This is a genomic window from Aminobacter sp. GW821-FHT11F06 (assembly GCF_058808215.1).
This window is the reverse complement of the sequence record NZ_JBXARL010000012.1, coordinates 79,437-94,669: the sequence shown is the minus strand read 5'-3', so window position 1 is coordinate 94,669 and position 15,233 is coordinate 79,437. Positions and strand designations below refer to the sequence as shown.

At 62.2% G+C, this 15,233-nt stretch carries 11 protein-coding genes; 10 read left to right on the top strand and 1 reads right to left on the bottom strand.

Annotation, left to right across the window (positions count from 1 at the left end; translation table 11 throughout):
* Positions 1-19 precede the first annotated feature (19 nt).
* The 7 genes from AC1RTB_RS24075 (at position 20) to AC1RTB_RS24045 (ending at position 9,429) form a co-directional block, all read left to right on the top strand.
* Positions 20-208 (top strand): DUF2218 domain-containing protein, encoded by a 189-nt coding sequence (locus AC1RTB_RS24075; RefSeq protein ID WP_492881689.1) that lies wholly within the window; start codon positions 20-22, stop codon positions 206-208.
* 153 nt (positions 209-361) lie between these two features.
* Positions 362-2,143: an IucA/IucC family protein gene (locus AC1RTB_RS24070; RefSeq protein ID WP_492881688.1), complete on the top strand. Its 1,782-nt coding sequence runs from the start codon at positions 362-364 to the stop codon at positions 2,141-2,143.
* Positions 2,127-3,839 (top strand): IucA/IucC family protein, encoded by a 1,713-nt coding sequence (locus AC1RTB_RS24065; RefSeq protein ID WP_492881686.1) that lies wholly within the window; start codon positions 2,127-2,129, stop codon positions 3,837-3,839. Before AC1RTB_RS24070 ends, AC1RTB_RS24065 begins: the two co-directional genes overlap by 17 nt.
* 11 nt (positions 3,840-3,850) lie before the next feature.
* Positions 3,851-5,128, top strand: coding sequence for an AMP-binding protein (locus AC1RTB_RS24060; protein WP_492881685.1), 1,278 nt, complete (start codon positions 3,851-3,853; stop codon positions 5,126-5,128).
* The gene (locus AC1RTB_RS24055; RefSeq protein ID WP_492881684.1) at positions 5,125-6,429 is read left to right on the top strand and encodes a DUF6005 family protein; all 1,305 of its coding nucleotides are present in this window, start codon (positions 5,125-5,127) and stop codon (positions 6,427-6,429) included. The genes AC1RTB_RS24060 and AC1RTB_RS24055 overlap by 4 nt, the downstream gene beginning before the upstream one ends.
* Complete coding sequence (locus tag AC1RTB_RS24050; protein ID WP_492881682.1) at positions 6,426-7,271, top strand: sugar phosphate isomerase/epimerase family protein; 846 nt, start codon at positions 6,426-6,428, stop codon at positions 7,269-7,271. The genes AC1RTB_RS24055 and AC1RTB_RS24050 overlap by 4 nt, the downstream gene beginning before the upstream one ends.
* 304 nt (positions 7,272-7,575) lie before the next feature.
* Entirely contained in the window at positions 7,576-9,429 is a 1,854-nt protein-coding gene (locus tag AC1RTB_RS24045) for a heavy metal translocating P-type ATPase (protein WP_492881681.1), read from the top strand.
* Positions 9,430-9,551: 122 nt separating this feature from the next.
* Here AC1RTB_RS24045 and AC1RTB_RS24040 read toward each other — a convergent pair whose 3' ends face one another.
* Entirely contained in the window at positions 9,552-10,454 is a 903-nt protein-coding gene (locus AC1RTB_RS24040; protein ID WP_492881712.1) for a LysR family transcriptional regulator, read from the bottom strand.
* Between the two features lie 104 nt (positions 10,455-10,558).
* On the opposite strand from AC1RTB_RS24040, the gene hglS reads away from it, so the two are divergent.
* The 3 genes from hglS to amaB are packed head-to-tail and all read left to right on the top strand — an operon-like array spanning position 10,559 to position 14,978.
* Positions 10,559-11,956 carry a 2-oxoadipate dioxygenase/decarboxylase HglS gene (hglS, locus tag AC1RTB_RS24035; protein WP_492881680.1) on the top strand — a complete coding sequence of 466 codons (1,398 nt, stop codon included), beginning with the start codon at positions 10,559-10,561 and terminating at the stop codon, positions 11,954-11,956.
* Between the two features lie 10 nt (positions 11,957-11,966).
* Positions 11,967-13,400, top strand: a complete 1,434-nt coding sequence (locus tag AC1RTB_RS24030) for an FAD-binding oxidoreductase (RefSeq protein WP_492881679.1) — start codon at positions 11,967-11,969, stop codon at positions 13,398-13,400.
* A gap of 51 nt (positions 13,401-13,451) precedes the next feature.
* Positions 13,452-14,978, top strand: coding sequence for an L-piperidine-6-carboxylate dehydrogenase (gene amaB, locus AC1RTB_RS24025; RefSeq protein ID WP_492881678.1), 1,527 nt, complete (start codon positions 13,452-13,454; stop codon positions 14,976-14,978).
* Positions 14,979-15,233: the final 255 nt, after the last annotated feature.

Below are 15,233 nucleotides of genomic sequence, written 5' to 3'. Positions count from 1 at the left end.
ACGAAGGAAACCGCCATGGTTGAAACGACGGGAAGGTTCGCGACCGAGCGCGGCCCAACTGTGCAAGCATTTCGCCCGCAAGATAGAGGTCGCATATGCAGACCGCCACGGCGAATGCCACTTTCCCTTCGGCAAGGCCGTGCTGGATGCCAACGATTGGTCACTGACGATCCGTCTGACCGCGCCGGATGCGGAGCAATTGTCGTAGGCCAAATCCGTTGTCGATGACCGCCCGCTTCGCCTTCCGCGAGGCCGGCCACATTGTTGCACGGAGTGCCTGAGGCTCTCCAGCACAAGCTTTCGGACATCCGCCAAAAACCCAGCCGCTGCAAGGGATCGGTCAACCAGATGGTGAAGACAGATGAAGCCCACGTTGCGGCAGGTTGCCGAGCACGCCACGTTCCAGAATTTTGCCAATTGCTATTTCCGTGAAATCTCGCCCGGCAGGGTGATCCTGCACAGAAGCGGGCCAGAAGAGGCTGTCGAGTGCATCGAATGGACGCTGGCCAGCCAGCACCTGATGGTGCGCGCGCAACTGGTGTCCCATTCGCTATGTGGTCCGCACCGCTTCGGACAGGCGTGGGTTCGCCGCGCGTCGGACGCCATCTGGCGCCATAGCGAGCCGTTCGCCGCACTTCAGCTATTGCTGCACGAGGCCTACGCGCAACTGCACGATGATCGAACAGACGTGTTGCGCGGTTACGAACTCGAGCTTCTGGGACGCGCGCTGCAGAGCTACCAGCAGACGCTCCGCTACATCGGGGCCCAACACCCTGGTCAGGATGACGACACATTCATCTGCGCCGAGCAGTCGCTGGTGTTCGGACACTCGCTTCATCCGACGCCGAAAAGCCGGCAAGGCATGAGTTCGTGGCAGGAGCCAAGCTACGCGCCCGAACTTAAAGGCAGTTTCCAGCTTGTCTATTTCGCCGCCGATGCCTCGATCGTCAGCCACAAGTCCATTGCCAATCAGTCGGCGTTGGAGATCGTCGCTTCGCTGATGGGCCTGGTACCGCTTGCGACGCGCGACAGCGAGATGCCGCTGCCAATGCATCCGCTGCAGGCGGACGCACTGCTGCTCGATCCAGAGATTCGTAACCTCGAACGACTTGGCAAGCTAAGGTTCATGGGACCGGCGGGGCCTGCCTTCACCGCTACTTCTTCGGTGCGCACCGTCTACAACGAATCCTTGCCATGGATGCTCAAATTTTCGCTCCCGGTGCGCATCACCAACTCGCTCCGGCTCAACAGCCGCAAGGAACTTGAGGCCGGGGTCGCCATGGCCAAACTGCTCAAGCAGACTGCTATCGCCACCGGCAATACGCGTTTCAATGTCATCCTCGATCCCGCCTACATCACGCTGGACCTGCCCGGCCACAGTGAAAGCGGCTTCGAGGTCATCCTGCGCGAAAATCCTTTCGTTGCAGGCAACGGACGCGGCAAGATCACCGTTGCAGCACTAACCGCCGAACCACTTCCCGGCGAGCAATCGCGGCTCGAACGTATCATCAGAAAGCTGAGCGTCCGCGACAGGGCGCATCCGGCGATGGTCTGCCAGCATTGGTTCCAACGCTATCTCGACTGTGCTCTTGACCCTCTCGTCATGCTCTATGACGATTTCGGGCTGGCGCTGGAGGCCCACCAGCAGAACAGCTTGCTCGATGTTGGCGCGGGCTATCCAGCCGCCAGTTACTACCGCGACAACCAGGGTTTCTACCTCTCCAAGCGCCATCGCGCTCAGCTCGGACGGTATGTGCCTGAGGCCGCCGGGATCGACTCGCTCTATTACGACGAACGCGATATCCAGGATCGCTTCGCCTACTACCTGATCGTCAACCAGATCTTTGCCGTCATCGCCCGCATGGGCCATGACGGGCTGATCGGCGAAGACGTTTTGCTGCGGATGCTGCGAGACCGGCTGGAAGTGCTGTCGCGCATGACATGGGGTGTCGGTCGCGAATTTGTCAGAAGCGTACTCGACCGTCCGACTGTGGCCTTCAAGGCCAATCTGATGACACGCCTGTTTGATGTCGATGAGCTGCAGACCAGCAACGAGCGCGCGCTCTACGCGCGCCAACCCAACCCGATCTTCTCCGCATTGGCTGGAACCCATCAGGGAGACGGCAGTGCCCTTGCCTCTTGACCTGCCGCAACGGCCCGGCGAACGCGTCGTGCGACAGCTGGTCGAGGCCGCGTTGTTTGAGGAACTGATCAACGCCACGGTCATCCATGACGGCCTTCAACTGCGTTTCGAGTGGCTTCATGAAGGCAGACTTTTCCGCTGCGCCGGCGTCGAAGGCGCGTTCGACCGCGTGCGCCTCGCACCGAATTCGATCAAAGTTCGGGGCATCGACAAGGCCTGGCGCCCGGCATCCATGGCGGAACTGGTGGGGTCTCTGCCTGGCTCGCAGGACAGCAAGGACCGGCTGCTCGGCGAACTTCAGAGCACGCTTGCGCATTGCCGCTGGAACGACGGCCACCTGGCGCGTTCGCCGCGCCGGGCGCTTGGCTTTGCCGCGCTCGAAGGCGCGCTCCACGAAGGCCATGCCTACCATCCCTGCTTCAAGGCGCGAACCGGGTTCGGCGAAAGCGACCATCGCAACTATGGCCCCGAAGCCGCCAGCAGCTTCCAGCTCGCCTGGCTGCTTGTGGACCGAAATGAGGTGCGCCAGCGATTGCCCGCCGACGAGACGAGCTTCTGGATCGCCGAGCTCGGTCACCATGCATTTTCCACGCTCGACCGCAAACGCGCGGCACTTGGCCTGGATTGGGACCGATTTGCGCTTTTGCCGCTGCATCCCTGGCAATGGGCCGCGCTCAAGGACGGCCTGCTGGCGCAATGGCAGGCGAATGGCACCGCCCATTTCGCCGGCATTTCCGGACATCGCTACACGGCCAGCCAGTCGATAAGGACCCTTCTCAATGCGGATCGCCCCGAGGCTGCGAACCTCAAACTGTCGATGAACATGATCAACTCCTCGTCGCTGCGGACCATCGAGCCTCATTCGGTCTGCACGGCACCTGTGATATCGCGCTGGCTTGGCGACATCGTCGCCGGCGATCCGCTGTTCGAGACCAGCTACCCACTGAACATCCTCGACGAATATGCTGGCATCATCGCAGGCAGCGACGGCCCCCTCGCCGGGCAGCTCGCCGCGATCTGGCGCCGGAGCGTCTGCACGGTGCTGGGCGAAGGCGAAGCTGCGGTGCCGTTCAATGCACTAATGGTCACCGAGCTGGACGGCCGGCCGTTCGTCGACGGCTGGATCCGGCGCTATGGTTTCCAAGCGTGGCTCGGGCAGTTGCTGCAGGTTGCGGTCCTGCCGGTCTGGCATCTCCTTGTCGGGCATGGCATTGCCACCGAAGCGCATGGCCAGAACATGGTGCTTGTCCACCGCGACGGCTGGCCGGTGAGGCTCGTGCTGCGCGACTTTCACGACAGCGTCGAATACGTGCCCCACTTCCTGCGCGACCCCGACAAGGCGCCCGATTTCCACGTGCTCGACCCCGTCTACCGCAGCGCCCTTGCAGACCAGTTCTACTGGATGGAAGAGGTCGAAAGCCTGGGGGAACTGGTGATGGACGCGCTGTTCATCTTCAACCTGGCCGAGATCTCCCATCTGCTGCAGACCTGCTACGGCCTTGCCGAAGCCGACTTCTGGAAGACGGTCCGGCAGATGCTGGCCGACTACGCCGCCGCACATGATCTCACGGCACGCCAAGACCGGCTCGGCCTCGCCCGGCCAAGGGTCGCAGCAGAGTCCCTGCTTGGCCGCAAGCTCAACACCGGCCGTTCGAGCCACCTCGTGGCGAACGCTCTCTCCTCCCCCGACGCCTGAAGGGAATGACGATGATACAGATCGACCACAGGTACTACGACCGGCAGACGTTCGAGCAGATGGTGGCGCAAAGCGCCGACCAGGCCGGACTGGAGAAAAATCCTGGCGGGCGCTACGCGGTGTGCTTCTCCGACACCGCCGCCTGGCTCGCTCTGTTTTTCGCCATCCGCGGCATCGGCGCCAGCGTATTCCCGATCCATCCCGCGACGCCGCATGCCGCAGCCATTCGACTGGCAAAGGCAGCCGGCTGCCATTTGTTGTTCTACAACAAGCTTGAGGCGGAAGCGCTACCGGGCGAAGTCCAGCCGACGCCGGGAGGGCAGCTGCTGCAGATGAGCTCCGGCACCACCGGCGCACCCAAATGCATCGCGCGGAGCTGGCCGGAAATCGACACTGAGGTGGCGAGCTACGTCGCGACCTTTCGCGAGCCCGAGGACATGACGCCTGTCATCGCCTGCCCATCGACGCATTCCTATGGCCTGATCTGCGGCATCCTGGTGGCTCTCAAGCGCGGCAGAACACCTGTCATCGTCGATGCCGCCAACCCGAAATATCTGATGCGGACACTCCGCGGCATTGAGCATCCCCTGCTCTACTCCTCGCCGGCGGTGCTGCATACGCTCGCCCGACTGATGCCCGAGGACGAAAAGCTGCACGCGGCGATGACCTCGGGAACGGTGCTGCCCGAGCCATGGTTCGCGCGCATCCTGGCGCGGACGACGCATCTGTTTCAGCAATATGGCTGTTCGGAAACCGGCTGCATTTCGGTAAATCCCGACCTTGCTGACGCCGCCGACATGGGCTTCGTCCTGCCGCATCACAACGTCGCCTGCAGCAATGACGACTTGGCTCCGGCGGAGATCGTCGTCACCGGGCCGGCGGGGCAAGTCTCCACCCGCGACCTCGGCTACTTCAGGCCGGACGGCATGCTGGTGTTTGTCTCGCGCCTCGACGACACCATCAATGTCTCCGGCCTCAACGTCTATCCCAAGGAGGTCGAGGACGTGGTGATGGCGATGCCTGATGTCACCGATGCCGTCGCTTTCCGCAAGACAGATACGCTGGCCGGCGAGCGCGTCGGCCTGCTGTTCAGCGCCAACTCGAAACTGGACGGCCATGCAATACGCAGATGGTGCGCGCAGAACCTCGCAAATCACCAGCTGCCGATGGAGATCCTGCAGGTCGACGCCATCCCGCGCCAGGCTAACGGCAAGATCAGCCGGCGCGAGGTGGCGGCACAGCATGCCCTTGGCCGCTTCACTGTTCAGGCACAGGAGCATGCGCAATGACCCGCGACGAGGTGATCGAAGCGATCCGCACCGTGCTGCGCGATCACATGAACCATGCCCATCTCGACCGCTTCGCCCCCGAAGCGCGGCTCAACGAGGACCTCTATCTCGACTCGGTGCTGATCCTCGAGATCTTCCTCAACATGGAGCTGGAGTTTGGCCTCCCGGCGCCCGAGGAGGCGATCAACCGCCAGGACATCGCCACCGTCCAGGAGCTGGCCGCGCTATTTACGGGCGAGCCTATTGCCGCAGCCGAAGCCAGCCCTGCGCCTATGGGCGAAGGGGTGCATGGCGAGGACTATATCGACATCAAGGTCCACTGTTTCGTCAGCAGCGTCTGCGATGCGCTCAAGCGTTCGGCAATCGACCAGCGCCCGTTTTACTTCAGCGTCTGGGACGCCGATTTTGCCATCAACGAACGCTGGCAGCTCGCCTACCACGACAGCTCGATCAACCATGAGTTCTTCCGCTCCTGGTACCAGCGGCTCTACGGCGTGCCCATACACGAGTGGTACGACCCGGCACGGTCGAAGGACCAGAATCTGGTCACCATGCTCGACCTGCTCGAACGCAAACGCGACAGCGAATATCTGATGGTGATGCTCGACCTGTTCCACTTGCCGGAGCGCGAGAACAAGTTCAACCAGAACCCGTTCCCGCATTACCTGATGGTCGAAAAGACGGACGATCCCAAGGTCTGGCAGGTCAACGACCCCGATTTCCGCTGGGAAGGCCAGATCGCCAGCGACAAGGTCATCCATGCCATCCGCCAGCCGACCGTCGGTGGCGGCTACATCTTCGATCGCAACGAAGCGCGAATACCTGCCGATGCAGACCTGCGTGACTTTTTCCTCGCCTGCTATCTGCCTGATAGGAACCCGCTGGTCGACGGCGTCCGCCATATCGTCGTCGCACATCTGGAAGGTCGCGACGGCGTGCAACTCGCCGACCTTGGTGCTGCGCTGCGCGAAGTGCCCGTGATCTCGATCCGCAAATATGCCTACGAGCACGGCTTCGCGTTCTTCTGGCGCGAGCTGAAGCTTTCCAATGCCGACTTCGACTTCTGGTGCGACGAGATCGAGTGCGTGATCCAGGAGTTCAAGGCACTCCACTACGCCGTCATGAAGCTTGGCCAGACCGAGGATCGCAGCCTCGCCGGGGATGTGCTCCGCCGCCTCGACACGCTGGACGGCCTCGAAAGGCGGATCAAGGCCAAGCTAGGCGAGGTTTTTGAGGTTTGGTGCGCCGCCAGGAACATTCCTGCCGCACCGCCGGCCGCACTGCTGGGAGCTGCCGAATGAAGATTTCGCTGTGCACCATCACCTTCCGCCATCACCTGGCTTCGCTTGAGGACATCGCGAAATGGGCCCGCGCCAACGACTTTCAGGGCATTGAACTGTGGGGCGCGCATGCGCGCAATCTGCTCCACCAGCCGGACCGTGATGCAGACTGGCTGGCCGAGTTCGGTCTTATGGTGCCGATGGTCAGCGACTACCTGCCACTCGATGGCGACGTGGAGGCGCTGCGCGACAGGACAATTGGCCTCTGCCGCCTCGCGCAACGCTGGGGGGCCGGAAAACTTCGCACTTTCGCGGGAAGCCGCGGCAGCCGCGACACGCCGATGGACTTGAGGCGCACCATCGCTGCCCGGCTGCGCGAGATGTCGAAGGTCGCAGCCGACTTCGGGCTCGAACTGCTGGCCGAAACCCATCCAGGCACGCTTGCCGACTGCGGGGCTTCGACGCTCCGCCTGATCGCCGAGGTCGACCACCCGGCATTCAAGCTCAATTTCGACACCCTCCATGTCTGGGAAGGTGGCGACGATCCGGTCGCCGCCCATCGCGCGATGCGGCCTCATATCCGTCACTACCATCTCAAGAACGTGCGCTCGCGCGCCGAGTTGCCGATCTTCGAACCGGCCAACGTCTACGCCGCGGCAGGCAGCCGCGAAGGCATGACACCGCTGTTCGATGGCAAGGTCGACTATGTACGCTTCCTCGACGAACTGCGGAACGATCCCAACGCCGAGGCTTCGCTCGAATGGTTCGGCAATGATTGCTTCAACGTGCTGCGCACCGACCGCCAAGCAATCAGGCGTCTGGAAATGCACAGCGAGGCCTCGTTCCATACAGGCAGTTTCTGATGGTGCAAAACAAGGATCTACGAAGCCGGTAGGGCAGCTTCGACATGCTACGCTTCGGTCCCAATGCCGCAAAGCGAGTTACCGGCCCGCAATTCCTATGCGCCCCAGCTTCCATGAATATTCAGGCGTTTCAGATGGCTGCGACCAAGATATCGAATTACACGGGGTAGATGACGGTTGCAGAGGCCTATTGCGCGCATCCGAAGCGGCCTTAGCATAAGCCTGTATCGGGTCGCGACTTGGCAAATGTCCTGCTGGATAGAATTTTTGATACAGGTCGCAATAGCAGCACAGAAGGTGGCACATGAACGAGAAGACCATTCACGTCTGCCTTTTGGCGCTCGCGAGCGTCGGCCTTGTCGCCGGGCTGGCTACACCGTTGCTCGGCTGGCAACTGGACGCTGGGCTGATTTGGAGCGTGGCGACCATCCCGGTCATCCTCGCGCTGGCTGTCTCGATCATTCGCGATTTCTGGATCGGCCGGTTCGGCGTCGATGCGATCGCACTTGTATCGATGTCGGCGGCAGTTGCCATGGGTCAGCCTTTGGCCGGCGTCGTCGTCGCGATCATGTATACCGGGGGCAATGTTCTGGAGGACTATGCGCGCGGAAAGGCCGAGCGCGATTTGAAATCGCTGCGGGACCGGACACCGCGCGTCGCGCATAAATGGGTAGGCGACGACCTGACCGACATCGACGTCGGCGATGTCGTCGTTGGCGATGAACTACTCGTGCGCGCCGGCGAACTTCTGCCGGTGGACGGGTATCTGCTGGACCAGCATGCTTCGATCGACGAATCCGCCGTCACCGGCGAGCCCTTGCCGGAAACGCGCGGCCACGGCGACCTGCTCAGAAGCGGCACCGTCAATGCCAGCGAGGCATTTCGCTACCGTGCGTCCGCCGCCGCCAGCCAGAGCACTTACGCCGGCATCATCAGGATGGTCGAGGCGGCGCAGACCGCGAAGGCGCCCTTCATCCGCATGGCGGATCGCTTCGCGCTCTTCCTTTTGCCGTTCACCCTCATCGTTGCCGCTGCTGCCTGGTGGTTTTCGGGCGACAAGATCAGGGCGCTGGCGGTCCTCGTCGTCGCCACCCCCTGCCCATTGATCCTGGCGGCCCCGGTCGCCTTCATCGGCGGGGTGTCGCGGGCGGCACGCGCAGGAATACTGATGAAAGGCGGCGCAGCCCTCGAAGCGCTCGCTCACGTGCGTACGGCGATATTCGACAAGACCGGCACGCTGACGGAGGGGGGCGCGCGCCTCACCGCATTGGTGACCGCACCGGAGGTCTCCCCCGACGAGGCCCTGCGTTTGCTTGCCTCGCTGGAACAGGCTTCCCATCACGTCCTTGCCGAAACCTTGGTCGATCTGGCACGCAGGAAGGGAATGCCCCTCTCAACCCCGACCGGGCTGCGCGAATTTCGCGGCTCCGGCATCGAAGGCATTGTCGATGGAAAGCACATCCGCGCCGGATCGCGTTCCCTCATTTTGGGCGAAGCGGCCATTGCCTGCTGGGCGGAGGCGGCCGCGACGTCGGCGGCAACCAGCTCGGCCCTGTCCATCTACCTCTCGATCGACGGCCGCTTCTCGGCATTGGCCCTCATGGCCGACGCGATCCGCGAGGACACGCCGGCGGCGCTGGCGCACTTGCGGGCCGCAGGTGTGTCGCGCATCATCATGGTAACCGGCGACGACTCCGAAACCGCCAATGCGGTCGCGGCGTCCCTCAAGCTGGACGACACGCTGTCCAACAGGAGTCCTGCCGAGAAGGTCGCTGCGGTCGAGAGCGAGAAGGCGCGCCAGCCAACCATGATGGTCGGCGACGGTATCAACGACGCGCCCGCGCTCGCTGCGGCCAATGTGGGGGTCGCCATGGGAGCGCGAGGCTCGACAGCCTCCTCGGAGGCGGCCGACATCGTCATCCTCGTCGATCGGCTCGATCGCGTTGCAGAAGCCGTCTCCATCGCCCAACGCACGCGCGCCATCGCCTTGCAGAGCATTGTCGTGGGACTGGGCCTTTCCGCAATCGCCATGATCGCCGCGGCCTTCGGCTACATCACCCCGGTCGCCGGCGCCCTGCTCCAGGAAGGGATCGACATCGCCGTGATACTCAACGCGCTGCGCGCGCTGGAGCTCCGGATTTTCAGGTCAAATCGATAGGCGGTGATTTTTCGCGGAATGAGCCCCTGTTTGAAGGGTGATTTTTGTCCAAACGGATTTGCTCAGCGCGCGATGTCAGACGCGAATTGAAGGGCGCAATGGCTACAAACGCCTCACGCCAATCAGGCGGTGTATCGCACCTGCGACACCAGCCAGGCCTGAAATGCTTGAGCCGTCACAGTGTCTTGCTTGCCTTCCGGCAACACGGCGTAATAGCTGTTCGGCGTTTTGATCGGCCTGTCAAACACGATCGAAAGCAGGTTCGAGGAGAGCTCCGGCTCGATCAGATATTTCGGCAACAACGCAAAGCCAATGCCAGCGACTGCGGCTTCAATGATCATATTGAACTGATCGAAGCGGCTCCCGTTGAAGGCGTTTTGAGGATCGCATTCGTTCGATTGGAGCCATTCGCTCCAAAGTCTTGGCCTTGTAGCCAGGTGGAGTAGTGGAGCAGTTTCCAGATCCGCAACTTTTTGAACATCATACGCGGTCAAAAGCGACGGACTTGCCACAGGCACGATAACTTCACTGCATAGATAGGTGCATGTTGCGTGTGCCCATATTGGCTGGCCATAGTGAATTGCGAGGTCGCAGTCCTCGGCACCGAGATCAAATGGCTCTGATCTGGAGACCATGTTCAGTACGATCTCTGGATGTATCTTTAAGAAATCCGGCACTCTGCGCATCAGCCACCGGCTCGCGAAGGTTGGCAATGTTGCGATTGTGAGCGTCTTTTTGCCATCCGACGACGCTTTGGCGCGAAGCACCATTTCCTCTGTTTGCTGAAGAAGCCTGCTGACTTCGGGGAGGAGCGCCTGACCTGCAGCTGATAGCACCACGCGCTGGCGAACTCGTTCGAAGAGTTTGACGCCAAGCTGCAGCTCCAGCGTCCTGATCTGGCGGCTGACCGCACTTTGAGTCAGGTTCAGTTCCACGGCTGCTTGTGTGAAGCTCGCGTGGCGCGCCGCGCATTCAAACGCCTGCATTACCGACATGTCAGGTATAAGGGTTCGACCCAGCCTCATTCCAATCTCGCATGAACCAAGTCGAAAACGTCGCAACATGCGACCATTTCCTTGCAGTATCATGAAAAAATAGAATGTGTCAGCAGACTCTGGGATGCAAAGCCATGGAACGCAGCAATTTGGTATCGGCGAATGAAATTCGCTCCAAATTCTCGGCAGCGATGTCTGAAATGTATCGCCACGAAGTGCCAGCCTATGGCACGCTGATGTCGCTTGTCGCCAAGGTGAACGACGAAACGCTTGCTGCCGATCCTTCCTTGAAAGACCGCCTGGAAGCGACGGATTCGCTTGAGCGCATCTCCGAGGAGCGTCACGGCGCCATCCGCGTCGGCACAGCCGATGAGCTTTCCATGATGCGCCGCGTCTTTGCGGTCATGGGCATGTATCCGGTAGGCTATTACGACCTGTCGACGGCAGGTGTTCCTGTCCACTCGACCGCTTTTCGTCCGGTCGGCGAAGAGTGCCTGAAGCACAACCCTTTCCGCGTCTTCACCTCGCTGCTCCGCCTCGACCTGATCGCCGACGAGACGCTGCGCAAGCAAGCCGCCGAGATTTTGGCGGCCCGCAAGATCTTCACCAACGAAGCTGTGGCGCTCGTGAAGAAGGCAGAGCTGAACGGCGGCCTCGCTTCAGGCGACGCCGCCCGCTTCGTGCAGGAAGTTCTGGAAACATTCCGCTGGCATGACCATGCGATCGTCAGCGCCGACATGTACAGGCGCCTGCACGACGCGCACCGGCTGGTCGCCGACGTCGTCTCCTTCAAGGGCCCGCATATCAACCACCTGACGCCGCGCACGCTCGATATCGACAAGGTGCAGGCTTTGATGCCGGAAGTGAGCATCAGGCCCAAGGCCGTTGTCGAAGGCCCGCCGACCCGCAAATGCCCGATCCTGCTGCGCCAAACCTCGTTCAAGGCGCTGGACGAAGCCGTTTCCTTTGTCGGCGATGATGGCACCTGCCAGGCAGGATTCCACAGTGCCCGCTTCGGCGAAATCGAACAGCGCGGAGTGGCACTAACGTCCAAAGGCCGCGCGCTCTATGACAAGCTCCTCAACGACACCCTCGCCCGCGTTCGCCCGGCCGCAGATGGCACCAATGCCGCCGAATACGAGGCAGCGCTTGCCGAAGTCTTCAAGGTCTTCCCCGACGACTGGAACCTCATCCGCAAGGCCGACCTTGGCTACTTCAGCTACTCGCTGACCGAGAAGGGCAAGCGCGTGGCCGGCCGCAAGCTGGATCTCGAAACGGCGATCGAAGAAGGCTTCGTCCAGTTCGACCCGATCGTCTACGAAGACTTCCTGCCAGTCAGCGCCGCCGGCATCTTCCAATCCAACCTCGGAGACGAGGCGACGCAGGAATTCGTCGCAAGCCCGAACCAGCTGGTGTTCGAGCGCGATCTCGGGGCGAGCGTCCTGGACGAGTTCGCACATTATGCCGACATCGCACGCGCATCGCTCGAAATGTGCTTGAGCGTCGTCAACATGTCCGCCGCTGCCGAGTGAAAGACGGGACATGTTCGACGTAAGTCACATCGAGGCACTGAAGAGGCTACTCGGCAAGCAAGGTCTTCTCGACGCGGCAGCCGACATGGTGGCCTATGAGACCGGCGCACGCTACGACCTCGGAAACGCGGCCTTCGTAGCGCGGCCGATCTCGACGGAGGAGGTATCCGCCGTCATCGCCTATTGCGCGAGCAGCGGCATCGCGCTCGTGCCGCAATCCGGCAACACCGGTCTGGTCTCAGGCTCCACGCCGGATCAGAGCGGCCGTCAGGGCGTGCTCAGTCTCGACCGCCTCACCGGTGTTTTCGAACTGGATCGCGTCAACCGTACGCTGACCGCCAGTGCGGGGCTGCGGCTCTCAGAGGTCAACCGCCGGCTCGAAGAGAGCGGCCTGTTCTTTCCGATCGACCTGGGTGCGGACCCGTGCCTCGGCGGCATGATCGCGACCAATACCGGCGGCTCCCGCTTCCTGCGCTACGGCGATGTGCGGCGCAACACCCTCGGCCTCAAGGTGGTGCTCGCCGACGAGGGTGGCACCGTGCTCGACCTGTCTTCGGCGTTGCGCAAAAACAATACCGGCGTCGACTGGAAACAGATTTTCATCGGCACGTCCGGTGCCTTCGGCATTGTCACGGAATGCGTGCTGAACCTCGAGCCCCTGCCGCGCCAGACGGCGACGGCGCTGCTCGTCCCCACCTCGGCCAAACAGGTCCCGGCCCTCCTCATGGCAATGGAAGAGGCACTCGGCACCTATCTTTCCGCCTTCGAGGGCATGTCCGCAAATGCGGTTCGCGCCGCACTCGATCACGTGCCGTCGCTGCGCAATCCGTTCCAGGGCGGGCCGTTCCAGGGCGGGATCGTGCCGGATTTCGTAATTCTTGCGGAGATCTCACGCTCAAACCCACCGCGCGACGGCGAACAGCCCCTCGATGCCGTTTTGGAGGACGTGCTCGCCGGAATCTGGGAGGGCAGCCAGACACTGCTCGCTGACGCCTTTGTCGGCCCGCCGCACGAGATATGGGCGTTGCGCCACGCACTGTCGGAAGGCGTGAAGCATCAAGGACGATTGATCGCCTTCGATCTGTCCTTCCGTCGCGGCGATATCATGCGCTTCCTCGAGCATATGAAGGCCGAGTTGCCGAAGCACTTTACCGGCATCACGATCTGCGAATTCGGCCATATCGGCGACGGCGGCGTGCACTTCAACCTCGTGGTGGCGAAAGATGATCCGCAGCTTTCGGATACCGGCTTCGAGCCGGCGCTGCGCGACTGGGTGTTTACGGTTGCCGTGGAACAGTTCAACGGCAGCTTCAGCGCCGAGCACGCGATCGGCCGCAAGAACCAGGTCATCTACGACAAATACACCCCGGACAAAATCCGCAAGCTGGCGTTCGGGCTGAAAGCCATCACCTCGCCGGGCTCGCTCGGCACCATGACCTTCTAGAAAATTCGCGGCATCCGTCGCGTTACCAGACAGAAAGAACGGAGAAACGCCATGACCAAGACCGTCGATGTGAAGCAGGAAACGCAAAACCTTCTCGACAAGCTCGGCGTGCCGCGCGCGGCCTGGACCGGCGGTGACATGGCCTCCTACAGCCCGGTCAGCGGCGAGGAGATCGGCAAGTTGAAGACCGTTTCCGCCGCCGACACCGCCAAGGCGATCGACGCCGCACACGAAGCCTTCACGCAATGGCGCGTTGTGCCGGCCCCAAAGCGCGGCGAGCTCGTGCGCCTGCTCGGCGAAGAGCTGCGCGCCGCCAAGGCCGAACTCGGGCGCCTCGTCTCGATCGAAGCCGGCAAGATCACCTCCGAAGGCCTCGGCGAAGTGCAGGAAATGATCGATATCTGCGATTTTGCTGTCGGTCTCTCCCGCCAGCTCTACGGCCTGACAATCGCCACCGAACGCCCCGGCCACCGCATGATGGAAACCTGGCACCCGCTCGGCGTCGTCGGCATCATCTCGGCCTTCAACTTCCCCGTCGCCGTGTGGTCGTGGAACGCCGCGCTCGCGCTTGTCTGCGGCAACTCGATCGTCTGGAAGCCCTCCGAAAAGACCCCGCTGACCGCCCTTGCCTGCCAAGCGATCTTCGAACGCGCCCTCGCCCGTTTCGGCGACGCGCCGAAGAACCTGAGCCAGATCCTGATCGGTGACCGCGCCATCGGCGAAGCCCTGGTCGACCATCCCAAGGTCGCGCTTGTTTCGGCCACCGGCTCCACCCGAATGGGCAAGGAGGTCGGTCCGCGCCTTGCCAGGCGTTTCGCGCGCTCGATCCTTGAGCTCGGCGGCAACAATGCCGGCATCGTCTGCCCCTCTGCCGACCTCGACATGGCGCTTCGCGCCATCGCCTTTGGCGCCATGGGCACCGCCGGTCAGCGCTGCACCACGCTCCGCCGCCTGTTTGTTCACGAGAGTGTCTACGATCAGCTCGTGCCGCGCCTGAAGAAGGCCTATGAGAGCGTTTCCGTCGGCAACCCGCTCGAAACCACCGCCCTCGTTGGCCCGCTGGTGGACATGCATGCCTATCACGGCATGCAGGCGGCGTTGGCAGCAGCGAAGGCCGAAGGCGGCTCAGTAACAGGCGGCGAACGCGTTGCCGAAGCGGGCAAGGACACGGCCTACTACGTCAGGCCGGCGATCGTCGAAATGCCGAAGCAGGCTGGCCCTGTATTCGAAGAGACCTTCGCGCCGATCCTCTACGTGATGAAGTATTCCGACTTCGACACGGTGCTCGACGCGCACAACGCTGTCGGTGCTGGCCTGTCGTCGTCGATCTTCACGCTGAACATGCAAGAAGCCGAGCGCTTCTTGTCGGTCGAAGGCTCCGATTGCGGTATCGCCAACGTCAATATCGGCACCTCGGGTGCGGAAATCGGCGGCGCGTTCGGCGGTGAGAAGGAAACCGGCGGCGGCCGCGAGTCCGGCTCCGACGCCTGGCGCGCCTACATGCGCCGCGCCACCAATACGGTGAACTACTCCAAGGCGCTGCCTTTGGCCCAGGGCGTGTCGTTCGATATCGATTGAGCCGCGACAAAGAGTACGCGGGTTGTGGGTCCGACCGGACATGGAGGCGCAGAGCGTCAAGTCGGCCTCGCGCATCACTGCGCTGGGTGTTTCAACGATCCTTGAAACACCCAATGTCACCGAAGCCGGGAAGCAATCGCTGGTGCAAAGCAAAAACGTCGGGCTGGGGAGATCCAGTAGAAGGCACGTCAATCCGCTGGATTTAGCCTGACTTTAGCGCTCTCTTGCTCCGCCTTGCGGTCTCGGGCACGAGCT

Bases quoted from the DNA above. Each gene is read 5' to 3' on its own strand.
- AC1RTB_RS24060 (WP_492881685.1), top strand. From the start codon at position 3,851: ATGATACAGATCGACCACAGGTACTACGACCGGCAGACGTTCGAGCAG.
- hglS (WP_492881680.1), top strand. From the start codon at position 10,559: ATGGAACGCAGCAATTTGGTATCGGCGAATGAAATTCGCTCCAAATTC.
- AC1RTB_RS24045 (WP_492881681.1), top strand. From the start codon at position 7,576: ATGAACGAGAAGACCATTCACGTCTGCCTTTTGGCGCTCGCGAGCGTC.
- AC1RTB_RS24055 (WP_492881684.1), top strand. From the start codon at position 5,125: ATGACCCGCGACGAGGTGATCGAAGCGATCCGCACCGTGCTGCGCGAT.
- AC1RTB_RS24070 (WP_492881688.1), top strand. From the start codon at position 362: ATGAAGCCCACGTTGCGGCAGGTTGCCGAGCACGCCACGTTCCAGAAT.
- AC1RTB_RS24040 (WP_492881712.1), bottom strand. From the start codon at position 10,454: ATGAGGCTGGGTCGAACCCTTATACCTGACATGTCGGTAATGCAGGCG.
- AC1RTB_RS24050 (WP_492881682.1), top strand. From the start codon at position 6,426: ATGAAGATTTCGCTGTGCACCATCACCTTCCGCCATCACCTGGCTTCG.
- AC1RTB_RS24030 (WP_492881679.1), top strand. From the start codon at position 11,967: ATGTTCGACGTAAGTCACATCGAGGCACTGAAGAGGCTACTCGGCAAG.
- amaB (WP_492881678.1), top strand. From the start codon at position 13,452: ATGACCAAGACCGTCGATGTGAAGCAGGAAACGCAAAACCTTCTCGAC.